The organism is Streptomyces winkii, from assembly GCF_032248595.1.
Taxonomy (GTDB): domain Bacteria; phylum Actinomycetota; class Actinomycetes; order Streptomycetales; family Streptomycetaceae; genus Streptomyces; species Streptomyces winkii.
The window spans coordinates 191,838-210,917 of record NZ_JASTTH010000003.1; the positions used below are offsets into that span (position 1 = coordinate 191,838).

Genomic DNA, 19,080 nt, shown 5'->3' on the forward strand with positions numbered 1-19,080 from the left:
CCGGCTCTCGCGGAGCCCTCAGGAAGAGCCGGGCTCCGGGCCTTCCGTGACCGGCCGCAGCCGCTCGTAGTACGCGGTCTCGAGATGCTTCCGCATGGCCGCCTCCGCGGCCTCTGAGTCCCCGGACAGGACCGCGCCGGTGATCGCGCGGTGCTCCTCCAGCGTCCGCTGCCCGATGCCGCGGTCGTAGTAGAGCCGGAAGATGTGCAGATGGCAGTGCGTGCGCTCGAAGGCGAGCCGCACCTGCGCGCTTCCCGCCAACTCCGCGACCAGGATGTGGAATCGGGTGTCGTGCGCCGCGAGCGCCTTGTAGGCGTCGTACGTCGCCTCGCGGGGGGCGTCGCAGGCCGCCATCTCCGCGCGGAGCCTCTCGCGGCCCTGCTCGTCCGCTCTCTCGGCGGCGCGCGCCGCCGCCCACGGCTCGATGAGAAGCCTGAACCCGTACAGGTCGGCGAGCTGTTCACGGTCGAGCAGGGCCGTCGTCCGGTATCCCCGCAGCGGCTCCTTGACCACGAGCTCCGCCGTCTCCAGCCGGGCCAGCGCCTCGCGTACGGGAGTGGGGGAGACCCCGAGCTGGCGCGCGAGGCCGTCGATCGAGACCCGTGCGCCCGGTGCGATGGCGTGGTCCATGATCAGCGCCTTGATCGCCTCGTGGACGTCGTCCGTGAGCATCTGACGGCGGGGCAGCGGCGTGGCCGCTCTCTCGTGTGCCGTTCCGGCAGGTGGCACATCCATGGTGGCTCCCCCTGAATCTCCTGAGAGCGGGTCTTCGCGCGCCGGAAACGGAGCGGTCAACTCCCTTGACGGCGCAGCCGACTCGCTCGAATAATCGAGCGCCGAACGTATCCTATAGGATATACGAGACGATCGTCTGGACTGCCATGGCCACAGAGGAAATCGGTCGTAACGCGGACTCCGCTCTGCGTCTCCCGGAGCCGCCGACGGAGCTTCACCGGGGACGCTTCAGCATCGCCACGGTTCTCAAGTTCTTCGGCCCCGGCGCGATCATCGCGTCCCTCACCATCGGGACCGGCGAATCCATCCTCGCCTCACGCGAGGGAGCCGTCTTCGGCTACACCGTCCTGTGGGCGGTGGTCGTGGGAACGATCGCCAAGGGCGCCCTCGTCTACGCGTCCAACCGGCACATCACGCTCACCGGCGAGCACCCCATGTCGCGCTTCGCCAAGGTGATGCCCGGGCCGCGGGGCTGGTTCCCGGTGCTGCTCGCGCTGATCTGCCTGGCGTCGTTCCCCGGCTGGGCGAGCGGAGTCTCCGTCGCGCTCGGCGACTTCCTCGAATCCCAGGGCGCGGGCAACGCCACCGCCTACGCCGTCGGAATCCTCCTCTTCGCGGCCGTCCTGTCGTGGGTCGGCGGATACGCGATGCTGGAGCGCGTGCAGGTCGCCATCGCGGGGCTGATGGTGGTGCTCGTCCTGGTGGCCGTCTTCGTCGCGCAGCCCGACTGGCTGGGCGTGCTCAAGGGCCTCCTCCCCGGCAGCTTCGAGTACGCGCCGTTCGTCGCGGAGAAGTACCCCGACGTCACGGAGACCTCGGTCTGGGTCGAACTCGTGGTGTTCATGGGCGGCCTCGGCGGAGGCATGTACGACTACATCGGCTACACCGGCATGCTCCGCGAGAAGAAGTGGGGAATGCTCGGGCATCAGGAGGTCGACGCGATCGGCCGGCGGCTCGCCAGGATGGAGGCGCGCGAGCGGATTCCGCTCTCGACCGCTCCGGAGGACGTGGCGAAGGCCCGCGCGTGGAGCCGCGCTCCGCTCTACGACATGCTGGCGGCGTTCCTGGCGCTGGTCGTCATCGCGGCCGCGTTCATGATCAACGGCGCGGCGATACTCGGGGAGAAGCAGCAAGTCCCCGAGGGCAACGACGTGTTGACGTACCAGTCGCAGTTCCTCGCCTCGGTTGCCCAGATGTTCGAGTACTTCTACATCGTCGCCATCGTGATGGTCCTCTTCGGCACGGTCTACGCCCTGTGGGAGGCGTACTCGTGGTCGACGTACGAGAGCCTCTCGGCCGTCTCCGAGAAGGTCAGGGCGCGCGGGCAGCGCGGCACGAGGCCGTACGTCTACGTGTGGACCGGCATCGGCGCCCTGCTGATGATCGCCACGGGCGCCGACTTCGTGGACCTGATCACGCCCGCGTCCATCGTGGGCGGAGTCTTCGCGTGCGGCATCTACGGGGCGGGGCTCCTCTACGTCGACAAGGTCAACATGCCGGCGGAGTACCGGATGAGCCCGCTGGTGCGCTGGCTCGTGGCCGTCGGTTCGGCGTTCCTGACGGTCTGCGGCGTCGTCGCGATGCTCTCGTTCGTGGGAGTCGTCTCGTGAACCGGCCGTTGAAGTGGCGCTACGTGGCGATCGGCGCGGGGTTCCTCGGACTCGCGGGGGTCCGGGCGTGGCAGGAAGTGCCCCTGTGGGCCGCCGTGTTCGCGGTGGCCGCGGCCGTGAACTTCTGGCTCGGCGTGCACGAGGGAGAGCGGGACGCGGCCGCGCCGTCCCCGGGTGCCCCGGCGACGGGCGCTGCGGCGGCGCCCGTACGCGACATCGACCGCTCGGAGGTGGAGCGGTCGCTGGAGGGCTACCGAACCTCGGCCCGGCAGTGGCATGTTCTCGGCGCCGTGGGCGTCGTCCTCGGCGGCGTACTCCTGATGCTCGAACCCGTGCTCGCCGTATTCGCGGGCGGCGCCGCGCTGTTCGCGCTCTGCCGGGCACACCGCGCGGGCCGGGCCGTCGCGACGCTGCGGCGGGCCGCCCTGGCGCAGAGGTGAGCAGCCGCCGGAGGCCGCTGGGCGAACTCCCGGTCCCGACCCTCGTGCACCGGCACGGGGGTCGGGCGTTCTCCCGGTGTTCCTCCGCGAAGTCCTCGCCCGTGCGTGGACCGTGGCCGGCAGGGGCATAGATCCCGGGAACGGTCCGCCCGGTCCCGTGGGCGGATCCCGGTCGCGGGTCTCCAGACATGACGGGTGGTGTGCCATGACGGGTTCGGGGCGCAAGACGACCCCCGGTATCGCCCGCATCCCCGGCGCCTTCCGAACGAGCGGCGTCCCCCGCGCCACCGGCATCCGGACGCTGACGTCCCGGCGGCACATCGATCTGCTGCGCGTGTGCAGCGCATGCAGTCCCCTGGCGTGACACGGCAGTTGGGCCGCCCCCGCTCCGTGCAGCCGATGCCCGGCTGATGTGACGCGCGAGGCGCGCCGCCGTTCCGCACCGCCTGCTCTGCCTGTTCCGTCCGGCTTTCCGCCGTCTGCTTCCCGCCTGCTTCTGCGCGCCCGTCGCCGCACTCCGAGGGAGAGTCATGCCGAGCGAGATGACGTCCAGTACCGCGTACGCGATCCGCGGAAGGATCGGCCCCGGCCCCGCCAGCGGCTTCTACGCCGCTCCCCAGCGCTATCAGCTGTACCTCTCGCGTTCCTGTCCGCACTGTCTGCGCATCGCCGTCACGCACAGCCTGCTGTCGCTCGGCGAGACCGTCCCCCTCACGCTGCTTCCCGCCTTGCCGGACGCAGCCGGCGGATACGCGGCTCTGGCTCCCCTCTACGAGGCGACCTGGCACGGCCATGCCGGACCGGCCGCCGCCCCCGTGCTGAGCGACGGCTGGACCGGACGGATCGTCAGCAACCACGCGCCCGACATCATGCGCGATCTCGCCGTCCGCTTCCGCGGAAGCGGCCCTGAGCTGTATCCGGCCGCCGCCGACGCGGAGATCGGGGCCATGACGCGGTTCCTGGACGAGGACCTCACGGCCGCCGCGCAGCGGGCAGGACGGCACGACGGGGAGAGCGTCGAAGCTCTGCGGACCCTCTTCTCCGCGCTGCACCGGGTGGAGGACATCCTGGCGGACCAACCGTTCCTGATGGGCGAGGAGTTGACGGCGGCCGACGTACATCTGTGGGTGGCGCTGCTGGAGCTCGACACCGTGCACCGCTGGCATCTGGACGCGGCGGCCGTGCACCGCATCGCGGACCGCACCCGACTGTGGTCGTACGCACGGCGGCTGCGGGACGAGCCCGCCTTCCACGAGCACCTGTGCGTCGAGGACATCGAGCGCAGCCACCACCACCGGTGCCGTGGCCGGGAGGCCGCGGGCGCCGCCGTGGCCATCATCGACTGGACGCCCTCGTGCGTCCCGGCGTCGCCGCCCGCCTCACCACATCTGTGACGCGGGCGGCTGGCGGCATCCCCCCCGCAGCAGCGGCCGTACCAGGGGATCGGAGACGTCCGTACGCACCACGGGAAGGGCGGCCGCCGACAGCGCGCCGGCACTGGTCGAGAGGACCGGGGGAGGAGTGCGGGGCCTCAGGGTGCCGATCGTGCCGGTGCCGGTGGCCGCGCCGGTTCCGGTGTGCGTGCTGGTCCCGTCGCTGTTTCCCGGTCCGTGAGCCCTCGGGGCCGCCGCGATCACGCGGCCGCTCGCAGCCCGCTGCGCCCGAGCGCCGCCGAGAACTGCGCGAGGACCTGGTCCAGCGCCTGTGCCGTGCCCGGGTCGAGGGCGACGGCCCCGTCCTCGCGTACGGCGATGTGCTTGTCCAGTACGAACCAGCCCTGCACGATGTGCCCCGCCCCCATGGAGGCGAGCACGGGCCGCAGCGCGTAGTCGATCGCGAGTACGTGCGCGGTGGTTCCGCCCGTGGCGAGCGGCAGCACCGTCTTGTCCTCCAGCGCGAACTGCGGCAGCAGATCGAGCAGGGACTTCAACAGCCCCGAATACGCGGCCTTGTAGACGGGAGTGCCGACGATCACGCCGTCTGCCTGCCGGAAGAGATCGATCGCGGCGACGATCTCCGGGTGCCCGAACTCGGCGTTCAGCAGCGGCCCGGCGGGCAGCGTACGCACGTCCAGCGGGACCACCGTGTGGCCCTGTTCGGCGAGCGCACCGTCAAGATGGCGCAGGAGACGGGCGGTTCGGGACGTGGGGGACGGACTTCCTGACACGGACAGGACGGTGGCCATGCGGTGATCACCTCGGGTTGCGGTGCGGAATGGGGAGGGGGTCCTCGGATGCCTGCGGTCGTGGACGCGGCGGCCCGCACCCCGGCGGCGGTTTCGGATCGGGCGACCGTGGTGCGGCACGTAAGGAGAAAAGCGCGCTCACGACCCGCTGGGCTGCCCGGTGGAAGTCGCGGCGAATCGCATTCCCCGCAGATTCAGCAAACCTGCAATACGCCGTTCACAGAACCTCAGCGGGATTGAACAGAACTCCTTTTCCCGGGCCTTGAGAAGAGGTCCCCCGGGATCTCACGGCGAGGGAGTTCTGCGAGCGGGCCGGGGCTTACGCGGCATCGCGTCCGGAAGGGTTCCGGACAGCCGCCTGTCGACTTCGTCGCAGGTCAACAGTGTGCGCCATAACGGAGTACGCGTCACGCAGTACGTGTCACACGGAGCGGCGACAGGAAGCGCTGAAGACACGCGCGAGATCGACGTGGCGCCGCCGCGTGAGTCCGTTCTGCTCCGTCATGCGAACGATCAAAACAGCAGTCGGTACCTGAGGTCAAGAATTGCGGGAACGGGACGCTCCGGCACGGGTATTCGCGGCCTGAGAAAGGGCTGACTCGTAACCGCTGGGCGGTTGGTTCGGGGTCACGGCTTGCTGGTGCGGGCGCGGACCGATGAGTTTCCCGGCGAGCCCAGGTCAGCATCAGCACGGCACGTAGCACCTGCCGGAGCATGATGGGTCGGTTCGCCGGCGCTCCTTCACCGGTGCCGGTCGGGTGGGTATGCCTCGTTGACCTAAGGATGTGACGTGTTGGCAGCTGAACCGGAGGCTGTGCTGGGGCCGTTCTCGTCTCCGGACGCGCAAGCGACGCCGTGGGCGTCGGCGTTGGCGGTCCTCGGTGAGGCGGAGGTGTTCTGGCTTTCTACGGTGCGACCCGATGGACGACCGCACGTGACGCCGTTGCTGGCGGCCTGGAGTCTGGGTGGCATGTGCTTCACCACGGGTGGTCAGGAGCGCAAGGCGCGGAATCTCGAGCACAATCCCCGCTGCGTGCTGACGACAGGCACGAATGCCTTGACCGGTGTGGACGTCGTCATCGAGGGGGCCGCATCCGTGGTGGACGGGCGCTCCGAGCGTGAACAGGCTGTCGCGGACTTCGAGCGGAAGTACGGCGCGCATCTGACCAGTCCCGAGGGTTCCTGGTACGGGCTGGGCAGGGCCGTCGTCGCCGGCGACACCAGGCTGTACCGAATCGCGCCGACTGTCGGCTTCGCCTTCGGCAAGCTGCCGACGTCCAGCCAGACTCGCTACACGTGGCCGAGCCGGTGACGACGATGCCCTCACTGCAGCACAAGGTCCAAAGCGTCCTGGACGAACTCGTCGATGCCGGAGCCGAAACCGGCTTGCAGGCCGCCGTGTACCACCACGGTGCTCTTGTAGCCGACGCCGTCGCCGGTGTCGCCGACAGCCAGACCGGGCGCAGGGCGACCCGGGAGACCCCGTTCTTCAGCTTCTCCACCGGCAAGGTCATGACGTCGCTGATCGCCCACCTGCTCGTCAAGACGGGTGCTGTCGGATACGGCACGCAACTGGCCGACTTGTGGCCGGAGTTCGGTGCCCACGGCAAGGCGGGCGCGACGCTTCGGCACGTGCTGACACACTCGGCCGGCGTGCCGGCGATGCCCCGTGACATCGGCCCTGCCGACCTGACTGACTGGTCGCGGGTCTGCGCCGCGATCGCCGGCGCCGAACCGCGGTGGCAGCCCGGAACCGAGACCGGGTACCACTCGTTCACCTTCGGCTTCCTCGTCGGCGAAGTCGCACGCCGGGCCACGGGCAAACCGATGCGGGAGCTCCTGCACGAGTGGATCACCGTACCCCTGGGCCTCGAAGGCGACCTGTACTTCGGTGTGCCCCGAACCGACCTGGCCCGGCTGGCGCGACTCGAAGACGCCGCACCGCCCCCGGTCGCCCCGTCGGACGGCGACGCGGTTCTCGCGCCCTGGGAAATGCAACCGACCGCGGCGATGGGCAACAGCCACGAGATCCTGCAAGCGGACATTCCGTCGGTCGGCACCTTCACCGCGCGGGGAATCGCTGCCATGAATGCCGCGCTCCTCGACGGCCGGCTCATCGACGCACGCCAGCTTGAGGAGTTGACGGCGGTGGCGTTCGAGGGCACCGACCAGGTCTTCGGCAACCATGCGCGGCTGGCCCTGGGCTATCCGCTCGGCCGCATCGGCACGCGGCCGGACGAGACACCCACCACGTTCGGCTGGGTCGGTGGCGGCGGCAGCTACGTCTACGCCGACACCGCCACCGGCACCTCCTTCGCCATGACCAAGACCCGGCTCACCCCCCACTTCGACACCGCACAGCGACTCGCAGACCTGACCACAGCCGAGATCGACCCGCACGCCTGAGTGAGGACACGGGAGGGGGACACGGGGATGGTGACGCCGTCGTGGTGGACGGTGAAGCGCCGCGAGGCGCTGCCGCCGCAGGCGGGCTCGTTCGCAGGGGCTCTCGTAGTCATGCCGGCCATGCTGCGAGGCTGCCCCTGCGTCAGGGTCAACCGTCGCGGGACATGATTTCCGCGCAGCCGCGCAGCCGTACCGTCGCAGGGGCGCGGGTGATGCGCACGCAGCCCGCACGCACCCCGAACGTCGGCGAGTCAGCCCTTCTCCCATACGGGCACCGACGGCAGCCCGAGCCGTGCGCGCGCACGGTCGGTGAGTTCCTGCACCAGCGCCGTCTTGGCTCGCGTGTACTCACCCGGTCCCGTACCGGCGGCGCCGATCGCCCGCTTGAGCTGCGCGTACCGGAGCGCGTCCTCGGGATGGGCGCGCAGGTGGTCCCGGAAGATCCGCTGGTTCCGGGTGGGCCAGCTCTCCAGGGTCACCACGTGCAGAACATGGCTGCGGCTCCCGTTGTCCGCGCGGACGTACAGCAGCCGTTCGGTCATCCCGTTGTCGTGCGGGTGGCCACGGACTTCCGCCGGCCACCACGCCCGCCTTCACCATCCGAGGCGGAAAAGGCTCACTGCCGTTACGCGGTCCCCGGCATTATGGAAATGCCGCGCAATCGCGCCGGGGTGTCGGTGAAGCGGATAGGGAAGCTCTCGGCTTCCCGTACAGAAGCGCCGGACGCCGTGCGTCTCTGTCGCAAGAGGCATCGACGAGACCGTGGGCACCATCGATTTTTTCCTCTGGTTGGGACCGGGATGGCCACCTACGCTGCTGCGCACTCCCGGCTACCGGGATTCCAACCGACGTAGGAGCACCGATGGCAGCCACGCTCGCGGACGACCGTGCCACGCAAAAAGGTCTACGACGCAGTGTCATCGCTGGGTCGATCGGCGTCCTGGTCCACTGGTTCGACTGGGCGGTCTACGCCTACATGGCCACGACGATGGCGGACATCTTCTTCCCGAACCAGGACGGTACGGCCAGCCTCCTCTCCGTTTTCGCCGTTTTCGCCGTCGCCTTCTTCGTCCGGCCTCTCGGATCGGTCATCTTCGGTCACCTCGGTGATCGCTTCGGCCGCAAGAAGACCCTCTCCATGGTCATCATTTCCATGGCCGCCGGAACTCTGCTGCTCGGTCTGATACCGAGTTACGAGACCATCGGTTTGGTGGCGCCGATACTCCTCGTCGTCGCGCGGATCATCCAGGGAATCGCCGCCGGCGGTGAGTTCGGTTCCGCGGCGGCCTTCCTCGCGGAGTTCTCCCCGGCGAAGCGCCGCGGTCTGGGGACCTCCTCCATCGAGGTCGGCTCCGTTCTCGGCTTCCTTCTCGCATCCTTCGTCGTGTGGGCGCTCCACACGACGCTGAGCGAGGACGCCATCGTCGCCGGCGGCTGGCGTATCCCCTTCCTCGTCACGGTTCCGCTGGCCCTCGTCGGCCTGTACATACGCCTCAAGGTCGAGGACACCCCCGAGTACCGCGCGCTGGAGGAGCTCGACACCGTCCCGGCGTCACCCGTCCCCGAGGTCTTCAGGAGCAACCGCAAGCAGTTCTTCCAGACCATCGGCATCGAGACCTTCATGAACTGCACGTTCTACGTGGTGCTCGTCTACCTCCTCACGTACCAGGAGGAGATCGTGGGGCTGCACCCCGACCAGGCCGCCCTGCTGTCGACCGTCGCGTCACTCGTCGCCATCGCGCTGATCCCCCTCTCGGGCATCGCGTCCGACCGGGTCGGGCGCAAGCCGGTCCTGCTGAGTGCTGCCGGGATCCTCATCGTGGGTGCCGTGCCGCTGTTCCTCCTCATGCGCCAGGGCTCCCAGTCCGCCGCCTTCATGGCGACCGCGGGCCTCGCCGCCATCCTGGCGATCATCCTCGGCACGCACTCCGCGACCGTCGCCGAGCTCTTCCCCACCCGAACCCGGCAGAGCGGGCTGTCCATGGCGTACGCGATCGCCGGTGCGCTCTTCGCCGGCACCCTGCCGTACATCAACACCTGGCTCATCTCGGCGACGGACGACCCGATGGTCCCGGCCTACACCCTCATCGTCGTCGGCGTCGTGGGCCTGCTGACCGTCCTGACGATCCCGGAGACCAAGGGCACCGACCTTCTCCACGAGTCCGACGTCTCCGTGGAAGGCTCACTTTCCGCACCCGTACGCTGAGCAGCAGCGATGGTGGCGGCCGGCTGGCCGCCCCCGCTGTCGTTGCACCGTGGCGGACGGGAGTGCTCGTGATCAACGTGACCCTGCGACAGCTCGACTACCTGGTCGCTGTCGCCGAACACGGGACGGTCACCGCCGCGGCGCAGGCACTCCACCTCTCGCAGTCGACGGTCTCGTCCGCGATCGCCGACCTCGAACGCGTCCTCAAGATCAACCTCTTCGTGCGGCACGCCCGCGGACTCTCGCTCACCCGTGACGGTCAGATGGTCCTCGCGGAGGCCCGGCGCCTGCTGCGGGAGGTCTCGAGCCTGGAGCGCCGTGTGGCCGGCCTGAGCGGGGAGTTGGCGGGGGAACTCCACATCGGCTGCTATTCGACGATTGCGCCGCTTCTGCTTCCCGCCATCGTGACCGAGTTCATGCTCCATTACCCGGCCGTGGACGTGAACTTCTCGGAAGGTTCTCAGCACGCGCTCCTGGAACAGATGGAACAGGGCAAGAGCGACGTCGCCGTCATGTACGCGTACCGATTCCGGAACCATTTGACGGACCTCGGCCACACCGCCACCAAGCTGACGGCCGTGCCGCCCTACGTACTGCTGCATCCCGAGCACAGCCTTGCCCAGGCGGACACCGTCGCATTGCGCGAACTGGCGGACGAGCCCTATATCCTCTTCGACCTCGAACCCGGAGGGCAGTACTTCCTGTCCGTATTCGACGCGGAGGGCGTCACCCCCGACATCCGCTTCCGCACGCCCAATTCCGAGCTCGTGCGCTGCCTGGTCGCCAGGGGTGCGGGGTATTCGCTGCTGAGCCAGCGGCCGAAGACGACGGTCAGTTACGAGGGCCTGCCGTACGTGGCCAAGGAACTCACCGTCAGGCACGAGGGATTGGACGTCGTCGCCGTCACACCGGGCGACCGCATGCCCAGCAAGCGCGTCGCGACTTTCATCGAGATGGCCGTGCATCTCCTCAGGCCCGAGGTATTGAGATAACCGAAGGGACCTACGGAAATCCATTCTGGATGGCGAGGCGCCTTCTCCGTACGGTGGTGAACCAGACGAAATCCAGTGGAGGTACGCAGGGATGTCGAGCACAGCGACGGAAGTTCTCGTCGTGGGCGGAGGCCAGGCCGGGATCGCCATGAGCGAGCACCTCGGCGATTACGGCGTCCCGCACATCGTCCTGGAGCGCGACCGCGTCGCCGAGCGGTGGCGGACCTCCCGTTGGGATTCCCTCGTGGCCAACGGCCCGGCGTGGCACGATCGCTTCCCGAACCTGGAATTCCCGTGCGATCCCGACGCCTTCCCCACCAAGGAAGAAGTGGCGGCCTATCTCGCGGAGTACGCGGAGAAGATCGGCGCCCCGATCCGCACCGGGGTCGAGGTGACCTCCGTGACCAAGAACTTCGGCGAGCCCGGATTCCGCGTGGCGACGTCGGAGGGCACCATCGACGCCCGCTACGTGGTGGCCGCGACCGGGCCGTTCCAGAAGCCGGTGATCCCGGCCGTCATACCCGAGTCGGCCGGCATCCACCAGATCCACTCCAGTACGTACTTCAACCCGCGGCAGCTGCCTGACGGGGCCGTCCTCGTCATCGGGGCAGGCTCTTCCGGAGTGCAGATCGCCGACGAACTCCGCCGGTCCGGCCGCGAGGTCTACCTCGCCGTCAGCCCGCACGACCGGCCGCCGCGACGCTACCGCGGCCGTGACTTCGTCTGGTGGCTCGGTGTCCTCAACAAGTGGGAGGCGGCGACGCCGCCCCAGGGCGCCGAGCACGTCACCATCGCGGTCAGCGGCGCCCGTGGCGGCCACACCGTCGACTTCCGCGACCTCGCCGAGGAGGGCATCACGCTGGTCGGGACGGCCGAGTCGTACGAGGACGGGAAGATCCGGTTCGCCTCGGACCTCAAGCAGAACATCGCCCAGGGCGACGCCAATTATCTGTCGCTGCTCCGGGAGGCCGACGCCTACATCGAGCGCAACGGCCTCGACCTGCCCGAGGAGCCGGCGGCCCACCACCTGCGGCCCGACCCGGAGTCCGTGACGAACCCCCTGCTCGAACTCGACCTCGCCGAAGGGGGCGTCGGCTCGATCGTGTGGGCGACGGGCTTCACGCAGGACTACAGCTGGCTCAAGGTCGACGCGTTCGACGAGCAGGGGAGACCGCGGCACCGGCGCGGCATCTCGTCCGAGCCCGGCGTCTTCTTCCTCGGGCTGCCGTGGCAGTCACGGCGCGGATCGAGCTTCATCTGGGGTGTCTGGCACGACGCCAGATTCCTCGCCGACCACATCATGATCCGCCGGTCCTACCGCGCCTACGACTCCGCGGAGGCGCCGGCGACCGTCTCATGACCGGAGCCGCCCGCGTGGCCTCCGGCAAGGCCCTCGCCCCCGCCGCAACCCACCTGTCCGCCGACGTCAATTCCGAGGTCCCGTACGGCCGCCGGCAGCGCCCCGTACAGCGGCCCGGGAGCTCGGAGATCGGGGAACGCCCATGAAGCACACCAGGATCCGTACGTTCAACACCAAGGACACCTATCCCGAGCAGAACCTCGACAACGATCTGTGCCAGGCCGTCGTCGCCGGAGACGTCGTCTATCTGCGGGGTCAGATCGGCCAGGACCTCGAAACCCGAGAGAGCGTGGGCATCGGCGACGTCGAGGCCCAGGCGGAGAAGGCGATGTCGAACATCGCCATGCTGCTGGAAGAGGCCGGCGGCGAGCTGGAAGACATCGTCAAGGTCGTCGTGTACCTCACCGACATCCGCTACCGAGAGCCCGTCTACCGCGTGATGGGCCGCCGGCTGAAGGGCGTCTTCCCGGTGTCGACCGGCATCGTCGTCCACGCGCTCGCCCGCCCCGAGTGGCTCGTGGAGATCGACGCCACCGCCGTTCTCGGGGAGCGCGCATGACCTTCTCGATTCTGGCCAGGGACGGCTCCGGCGCCTTCGGCATGGCGGTCACGTCGTCGTCTCCCTGTGTGGCGGCGCGCTGCCTCCACCTTCGCTGCGGTGTGGGAGTCGTGGCCTCCCAGAACATCACCGACCCCCGGTTCGGCGACTGGCTCCTCGACAGGCTCGCCGCGGGGGACTCGGCCGAGGAGGCCCTGGCCGGGCTCCGCGAGCACGACGACACGACGGACTACCGTCAACTGGCCGTCATCGGGGCGCAGGACGCCCCGGCCGTCCACTCCGGCCGGCGGACCCTCGGCGTCCACCACTCGCGTACGTCGCAGCACGCGGCGGCCGCTGGCAATCTGCTCGACAACACGGGTGTCGTCGACGCCGTTCTGAGGGAATTCGAGTCCTCCACCGGGGAGTTCGAGCAGCGGCTGCTCGCAGCGCTGAAGGCCGGACTGGCGGCCGGGGGCGAAGCCGGCGACCTCCGCTCGGCGGGACTCGCAGTCGTACGGGACGCCGGGTGGCGCGAGACCGACCTGCGCGTCGACTGGAGCGAGGCACCGATCTCCGATCTGGAGGCGCTGGTCGAGATGTGGCTCCCGCAGCGAGGGGACTATGTGACGCGCGGCATCGACCCCGGCACGGCCCCGGCATACGGCGTCCCCGGCGATGAGTGAGGCCAAGGAGCGCGTCCAGGCCGCCGTCGGCGGCGTCCGCGACGAACTGATCGCGCTGTCCGAGGACTTGTACCGCAACCCCGAGACGGCGTGGAACGAGGTCGAGTCCGCCCGGAAGGTGGCCGCGGTCCTGCGCCGGAACGGATTCGAGGTCACGGAGCACTTCGCCGGCCTGCCCACCGCCTTCCACGCCCGGTCCGGATCCGGTACGAGGCGGATCGGCTACATGGCCGAGTACGACGCCTTGCCGGGCATCGGGCACGCCTGCGGCCACAACCTCATCTCGGCGATGTCCGTGGGCGCGGCCATCGCGCTGGCCCAGCGGGCCGGCGAACTCGGCATCACCGTCGAGGTGTTCGGCACCCCCGCCGAGGAGGGCGGCGGCGGCAAGATCGAGATGCTCGACCGAGGCGCGTTCGAGGGCCTCGACTTCGCGATGATGGCCCACCCCGCCCCGGTCGACGTCGCCCGCGCCGTCCCCTTCGCCGTGTCGCACTCGGCGATCCGCTACACCGGCAAGGCGGCTCACGCGGCGGCGTACCCGGCCCATGGAAGGAACGCCGCGGACGCCTTCACGATCGCGCAGGTCGCGATCGGAATGCTGCGCCAGCAGCTGCCGGCGAGCGTCCGAGTGCACGGCATCGTCACCTCGGGCGGCGAGGCCCCGAACGCCATCCCGCAGACGACGATGGGACGTTGGTACGTGCGCGCCAAGGACATGGCCGAACTCGCCGAGACCGAGGAGAAGGTGCGCCGCTGCTTCGAGGCAGGGGCCCTGGCCACCGGGTGCGATGTGGAGATCGAGCCGGAGTCGCAGCCGTACTCCGACTTCCGCACCCATGAGGCGGCGTTGGCGTCGTACGAGCGGAACGCGGTCGAGCTGGGGCGCGAGTTCGTCACCGAGGGCCCCGAGACGCAGATGTGCCGCGCGTCGACGGACATGGGCAACGTCTCGCAGGTCGTCCCCGCCATTCACCCCTATATCGGCCTCGGGTGCTTTCCGGTGCTCAACCACCAGAAGGAGTTCGCCGATCACTGCGTCGGCGAAGCCGCCGCGCGGACCCTGACCGACGGCGCGACAGCACTCGCCTGGACGGGAGTCGACCTGGCGCAGGGCTGGATGTCCTGAGCGGACGCGGCACGTCGTCGAGGGCGGTCAGCGCGCCCGCGCCGTGAACGTACCGGGACTCTCCGGGACTTGGCCGCCGCTGGGCAGCGACGCCTGACTTACGGCGCTGTTTTACCTTTTCGTTACAATCTCGCCGGTTGACGGGCGACGGCCCCGGGGTCAACATTTAGCCACTTCCAGAGATTGAATCGTTTCATCAGCGGCGGCCCGATCCGCAGCCCATCTCTCCCTCACAACTCCGGGCAGCGTCACGTCCGCACCGGTCAGCGAAGTGCACACTCCACGGAGGTCGACGACATGAGGTTCGGAATCACGGCCCGCAGTTCACCGGCGCTGGCCACGCTGGTGGCGCTCTCGATCAGCCTGGCCGGATGCAGCTCGGGCAGTCTCGGTTCGAGCGGAGGCAAGGACAAGCTGACGCTCGACTTCCTCGTCCCGACGGGCCCGGACAGCCTCCCCGTCGGAGAGCAACTGGCCAAGGACTTCTCCCGTGCGCATCCGGACATCAAGGTGGACGTGGAGGCCCGGCCCGGCGGCGGCGAGGGCGACAACGTGGTCAAGACGCGGCTGGCCACCGGCGAGATGGCCGACGTCTTCATGTACAACACCGGGTCTCTCTTCCGGGCGATCGATCCGAAGAAGAACCTCGTGCCGGTGAGCGACGAGGACTGGGTCCGGGACCTCGACGACCTGTTCCTCCCCACCGCCTCCGTCGGCGGCAAGGTGTACGGAGCGCCCTTCGGCTCGAACATGGGCGGCGGCGTGCTCTACAGCCGGAAGGTCTATGCCGACCTCGACCTCAAGGTGCCGAAGACCTGGGACCAGTTCATGGCGAACAACGCCAAGATCAAGAAGGCCGGCATCGCCCCGGTCATCCAGACCTACCAGGAGACCTGGACCTCGCAGCTGTTCGTCCTGGGCGACTACCACAACGTGGCCGCCGAGGAGCCGGACTTCGCGAAGAAGTACACCGCCAACGACGTCAAGTACGCCACCTCCCCGGCCGCGCTCAAGGGTTTTCAGCGTCTCCAGGAGGTCCATGACGCCGGCTACCTCAACAAGGGCTTCGCCTCGGCCACGTACGAGCAGGGCCTGCGCATGATCGGCAAGGGTGAGGGAGCGCACTACCCGATGCTGACCAACGCGATCACCCCCGTGATCAAGGCCGTTCCGTCGGCCAAGGACGACATGGGCTTCTTCGCGCTGCCCGGCGAGGACGCCGCGAAGAACGGGCTGACCGCCTGGGCCCCGAGCGCGACGTACATCCCGAAGTCGACCAAGGGAGAGAAGCTCAAGGCGGCCAAGGAGTTCCTCGCCTTCCTCGCGAGCCCCGCCGGCTGCAAGTCCATCAACAAGGCGCAGCCTCCCTCCGGCCCCTACTCGGTGAAGGGATGCGAACTGCCCGCGGACGCACCGCAGGCGGTCAAGGACACGCAGCGCTATTTCGAGGACGACGCCGTGACGCCCGCTCTGGAGTTCCTCTCCCCGGTCAAGGGCCCGGCACTGGAGCAGATCTGCATCGAGGTCGGCTCAGGTATCCGTCCCGCGAAAAAGGGCGCGCAGCTCTACGACAAGGACGTGGCGAAGCAGGCCAAGCAACTCGGCCTCAAGGGCTGGTGACAGGCACTCACCATGACCACCACGCTCAAGGCCCCTGACGACAGGCGGGCCAGGAAGCTGCCGGCCCAGTCGTCGCGTGAGAGAACCCGGGCGGGCAGTGCGGCCCTCAAGAGCGCCTACCCGTTCGGGTTCTACCTGCCCGCAGGGGTCCTCTACGCGACGCTGTTCCTGCTGCCGACCTTCGCCGCGTTCTACTTCAGCCTCACCCGCTGGACCCTCTTCGACCACGAGTTCATCGGGCTGGACAACTTCGAGCAGTTCGTGCGCGAGCCGGCGCTGGTGAAGGGCCTGACCAACACCCTCATCTACGCCGTCGTCACCTCGGGGCTGAAGGTCGTCCTCGGACTGCTGCTCGCGGTGCTGCTCACCAGCCAGATCATCGGCCGGGGCTTTTTGCGCTCGCTCGTCTTCTTCCCGGTGCTGGTGAGCACGATCGGCGTCGGCATCACCTTCACGGTGCTGATGCATCCGTCCGAGGGCCTGATCAACGACTCCCTCAGCGTGCTCGGCGTGGACGGCCCGGCCTGGCTGACCGACCCGACCTGGGCGCTGCTGTCGGTCGCCTTCGTCGACGTCTGGAAGGGAGTGGGGCTGGCCACGGTCATCTACATCGCCGGAGTCGTCTCCATCCCACGCGAGTACTACGAGGCGGCGGAGGTGGACGGGGCCGGGGCGCTGGCCCAATTCCGGCACATCACACTGCCGTTGGCGCGCCCCGCGACGGTCACCGTGATCATCCTCTCCCTCATCGGCGGCCTGCGCACCTTCGACCTGATCTGGACGATGACCGGCGGCGGCCCCGGCTTCACCTCCGACGTCATCGCCTCGGTCATCTACAAGCAGTACCAGGCCGGGTTCTACGGCCTGTCCACCGCGGGCAACGTCGTGCTCTTCGTATTGGTCTCCGCGATCGTCGTGCCGCTGTTCTGGTTCCTCAACCGCAAGGAGGCGGAGCTGTGAGCGAGAGCACCAGGACAGTGCGGGCCGTGCTCCCCAGTGCCCGCCCGCGCACAAGACTCCACCGCCCCAACTACACACTCAGCGCGCTGGCGACTCTCGCCTTCGTCGTCGTCTTCGTCATCCCGTTCGCCTTCATCGCCATGACCGCGTTCAAGGGCCAACAGGAGGCGGCGCGGCTGGAGTTCTCCCTGCCCGGCGACTGGCAGATCGTCGAGAACTTCCAGGCCGTCCTCAAGGCCGGCGACTACATCCTGATCATCGCGTTCATCAACAGCGTGATCCTCACCGTCGCCAGCGTCACGTTGATGGTCTTCCTCGGCGCGATGGTGGCTTTCGTCCTCCAGCGCCGCACCAGCCGGACGACCGGGCCGATCAGCTTCCTCGTACTGTCCGGGCTCATCATCCCCCCGGCCGTCGTCCCCACCATCTGGGTCCTGCAAGGACTCGGCCTCTTCAAGACCCTCTTCGGCCTCATCCTCGTCGAAGTCGCCTTCCACTTCCCCTTCTGCGTCCTGCTGTTCAGGGCCTTCATCGCCACGGTCCCGCGCGACCTCGACGAGTCGGCCGTGATCGACGGGGCCGGACCCATCCGCCTCTTCTTCCGCGTCATCTTCCCTTTGCTGCGCCCGGTCACGGTCACCGTGATCGTCGTCCAGTCCGTCAACGTCTTCAACGACTTCGTCAACCCGCTCTACTTCCTGCCCGGGGAGGAGAACGCCACGGTTCAGCAGACCCTGTTCAACTTCCAGAGCCAGTTCGAGAGCCAGTACAACCTGCTGTTCATGGACATCCTGCTGATCACGATCCCGCCGCTGATCATGTTCCTCTTCTTCAACCGGCAGATCGTGGCCGGAATGACCTCCGGCGCCATCAAGGGCTGAGGAGACCGGTGCCCGGCTCGGGCGGATATAACGTTTCAACCGTCCCGTGACGTTCGGAGAGCGGAGGAGAACGAGCGTGACGACCCCTGAGGCCGGTGCTCCGGAGACGGGGGCCGAGTTCCCCGCCGACTTCCTGTGGGGGAGTGCCACTGCCGCCCACCAGGTCGAGGGCGGCAACGTCAACAACGACTGGTGGGACTTCGAACACGACCCCTCGACGGCAGCCCTCGAGTCGTCCGGCGACGCCATCGACCACTACCACCGCTACGCCGACGACTTCGCGCTGCTGAAATCCCTGGGCCACAACGCGCACCGGCTGTCGCTGGAGTGGTCGCGGATCGAACCGGCACCGGGAGAGTTCAGTGCCGCTGTCTTGGCGCACTACCGGCGCGTGCTCACAGCACTGGCGGACACCGGACTGACGGGGTTCGTCACGCTGCACCACTTCACGCTTCCACGGTGGTTCGCCGGCCGGGGCGGCTGGCTCGCCCCCGACGCGGTCGAGGTCTTCGAGCGGTACTGCGCCCGCGTCGCCGCCGAGCTCGGCGATCTCATGCCGTTCGTCTGCACCGTGAACGAGCCGCAGATGGTCGCCCTGCACGGCTATCTCGAAGGCCGGTATCCGCCCGGCGTCACCAACGCCGCGCTCTGGAAGCGCGCCGGGCGTGTGCTGCTTGCAGCGCACATGGCCGCGGTACGGGCCATGCGGAACGGTGCGGGAGAGCCCAGCACCGGTCTCGTCGTGCAGCTGCCGCTGCTGGCACCGGCCCGCCCGGACGACGAGAGCTGCCAGGCGTTCTGCCGGGCCATGCGGGAAGAGCTCGTCGACCTGTACCTCGACGGCCTCACCGGATCCGACCGGGGCGACTGGCTCGGGGTGCAGTACTACCGAAAGCAGTGGGTCGATCCGGCCTGCCCGACCCTCTTCGCCGCACCTCCGGCGGGAACACCGACGAGCCAGATGGGCTGGGCGGTACACCCCGACGGATTCCGGCAGATGCTCCACCGCGCCGCACAGACCGGCCTGCCCCTGTACGTCACCGAGAACGGCATGGCCACCGAGGACGACGCGGAGCGCGTCGGCTACCTCACCTCCCACCTCGCCGCCCTCGCACAGGCGAGGGCGGAGGGCGTCGACGTCCGCGGCTATCTCCACTGGTCGGCGTTCGACAACTTCGAGTGGTCCGCGGGCTACGGCCCCAAGTTCGGCCTCATCGCCGTCGACCGGACCGACGACTTCGCCCGCGTCCCCAAGCCCAGCGCATACGTCTTCGAACGCATCGCGCGGACCGGCCGTCTCGATTCCACGCGAGACCCCGGCTGAGCACGGGC

19 protein-coding genes are annotated in these 19,080 nt (G+C 68.8%); 16 read left to right on the forward strand and 3 right to left on the reverse strand.

Annotation, left to right across the window (positions count from 1 at the left end):
- Positions 1-18 precede the first annotated feature (18 nt).
- Positions 19-735, reverse strand: coding sequence for a GntR family transcriptional regulator (locus QQM67_RS09350; RefSeq protein WP_314173208.1), 717 nt, complete (start codon positions 733-735; stop codon positions 19-21).
- 146 nt (positions 736-881) lie between these two features.
- On the opposite strand from QQM67_RS09350, the gene QQM67_RS09355 reads away from it, so the two are divergent.
- From QQM67_RS09355 to QQM67_RS09370, 4 genes are all read left to right on the forward strand, one after another.
- Entirely contained in the window at positions 882-2,345 is a 1,464-nt protein-coding gene (locus QQM67_RS09355; RefSeq protein WP_314173209.1) for an Nramp family divalent metal transporter, read from the forward strand.
- Positions 2,342-2,785: a hypothetical protein gene (locus QQM67_RS09360; protein WP_314173210.1), complete on the forward strand. Its 444-nt coding sequence runs from the start codon at positions 2,342-2,344 to the stop codon at positions 2,783-2,785. The genes QQM67_RS09355 and QQM67_RS09360 overlap by 4 nt, the downstream gene beginning before the upstream one ends.
- Positions 2,786-2,990: 205 nt before the next feature.
- Positions 2,991-3,149, forward strand: a complete 159-nt coding sequence (locus tag QQM67_RS09365; protein WP_314173211.1) for a hypothetical protein — start codon at positions 2,991-2,993, stop codon at positions 3,147-3,149.
- A 166-nt stretch (positions 3,150-3,315) separates the two neighbouring features.
- Complete coding sequence (locus QQM67_RS09370) at positions 3,316-4,179, forward strand: glutathione S-transferase C-terminal domain-containing protein (RefSeq protein WP_314173212.1); 864 nt, start codon at positions 3,316-3,318, stop codon at positions 4,177-4,179.
- Between the two features lie 239 nt (positions 4,180-4,418).
- On the opposite strand, the gene ssuE is transcribed toward QQM67_RS09370, so the two are convergent.
- Positions 4,419-4,970: an NADPH-dependent FMN reductase gene (gene ssuE, locus QQM67_RS09375; protein ID WP_314173213.1), complete on the reverse strand. Its 552-nt coding sequence runs from the start codon at positions 4,968-4,970 to the stop codon at positions 4,419-4,421.
- Between the two features lie 790 nt (positions 4,971-5,760).
- On the opposite strand from ssuE, the gene QQM67_RS09380 reads away from it, so the two are divergent.
- Entirely contained in the window at positions 5,761-6,282 is a 522-nt protein-coding gene (locus tag QQM67_RS09380; RefSeq protein ID WP_314173214.1) for a pyridoxamine 5'-phosphate oxidase family protein, read from the forward strand.
- Positions 6,267-7,376, forward strand: a complete 1,110-nt coding sequence (locus QQM67_RS09385) for a serine hydrolase domain-containing protein (protein WP_314173215.1) — start codon at positions 6,267-6,269, stop codon at positions 7,374-7,376. Before QQM67_RS09380 ends, QQM67_RS09385 begins: the two co-directional genes overlap by 16 nt.
- 251 nt (positions 7,377-7,627) lie before the next feature.
- On the opposite strand, the gene QQM67_RS09390 is transcribed toward QQM67_RS09385, so the two are convergent.
- Positions 7,628-7,918, reverse strand: a complete 291-nt coding sequence (locus tag QQM67_RS09390; protein ID WP_314173216.1) for a GrpB family protein — start codon at positions 7,916-7,918, stop codon at positions 7,628-7,630.
- Positions 7,919-8,238: 320 nt separating this feature from the next.
- Here QQM67_RS09390 and QQM67_RS09395 point away from each other — a divergent pair, with 320 nt between their 5' ends.
- The 10 genes from QQM67_RS09395 (at position 8,239) to QQM67_RS09440 (ending at position 19,072) form a co-directional block, all read left to right on the forward strand.
- Positions 8,239-9,582 (forward strand): MFS transporter, encoded by a 1,344-nt coding sequence (locus QQM67_RS09395; RefSeq protein WP_314173217.1) that lies wholly within the window; start codon positions 8,239-8,241, stop codon positions 9,580-9,582.
- A gap of 68 nt (positions 9,583-9,650) precedes the next feature.
- Positions 9,651-10,574: a LysR family transcriptional regulator gene (locus QQM67_RS09400; RefSeq protein WP_314173218.1), complete on the forward strand. Its 924-nt coding sequence runs from the start codon at positions 9,651-9,653 to the stop codon at positions 10,572-10,574.
- Between the two features lie 91 nt (positions 10,575-10,665).
- On the forward strand, positions 10,666-11,934 hold the full coding sequence (locus QQM67_RS09405) for a flavin-containing monooxygenase (RefSeq protein WP_314173219.1): 1,269 nt from the start codon (positions 10,666-10,668) through the stop codon (positions 11,932-11,934).
- Positions 11,935-12,076: 142 nt separating this feature from the next.
- On the forward strand, positions 12,077-12,493 hold the full coding sequence (locus tag QQM67_RS09410; protein WP_314173220.1) for a RidA family protein: 417 nt from the start codon (positions 12,077-12,079) through the stop codon (positions 12,491-12,493).
- Positions 12,490-13,158, forward strand: coding sequence for a DUF1028 domain-containing protein (locus QQM67_RS09415; RefSeq protein ID WP_314173221.1), 669 nt, complete (start codon positions 12,490-12,492; stop codon positions 13,156-13,158). The genes QQM67_RS09410 and QQM67_RS09415 overlap by 4 nt, the downstream gene beginning before the upstream one ends.
- Positions 13,151-14,287: a M20 family metallopeptidase gene (locus tag QQM67_RS09420; RefSeq protein WP_314173222.1), complete on the forward strand. Its 1,137-nt coding sequence runs from the start codon at positions 13,151-13,153 to the stop codon at positions 14,285-14,287. Before QQM67_RS09415 ends, QQM67_RS09420 begins: the two co-directional genes overlap by 8 nt.
- 297 nt (positions 14,288-14,584) lie before the next feature.
- The gene (locus tag QQM67_RS09425; RefSeq protein ID WP_314173223.1) at positions 14,585-15,907 is read left to right on the forward strand and encodes an ABC transporter substrate-binding protein; all 1,323 of its coding nucleotides are present in this window, start codon (positions 14,585-14,587) and stop codon (positions 15,905-15,907) included.
- 12 nt (positions 15,908-15,919) lie between these two features.
- Positions 15,920-16,867: a carbohydrate ABC transporter permease gene (locus QQM67_RS09430; RefSeq protein ID WP_314173224.1), complete on the forward strand. Its 948-nt coding sequence runs from the start codon at positions 15,920-15,922 to the stop codon at positions 16,865-16,867.
- Entirely contained in the window at positions 16,864-17,748 is an 885-nt protein-coding gene (locus tag QQM67_RS09435) for a carbohydrate ABC transporter permease (protein ID WP_314173225.1), read from the forward strand. Before QQM67_RS09430 ends, QQM67_RS09435 begins: the two co-directional genes overlap by 4 nt.
- Positions 17,749-17,824: 76 nt before the next feature.
- A complete protein-coding gene (locus QQM67_RS09440) occupies positions 17,825-19,072 on the forward strand; it encodes a glycoside hydrolase family 1 protein (RefSeq protein WP_314173226.1) in 1,248 nt (415 codons plus the stop codon).
- Positions 19,073-19,080 lie beyond the last annotated feature (8 nt).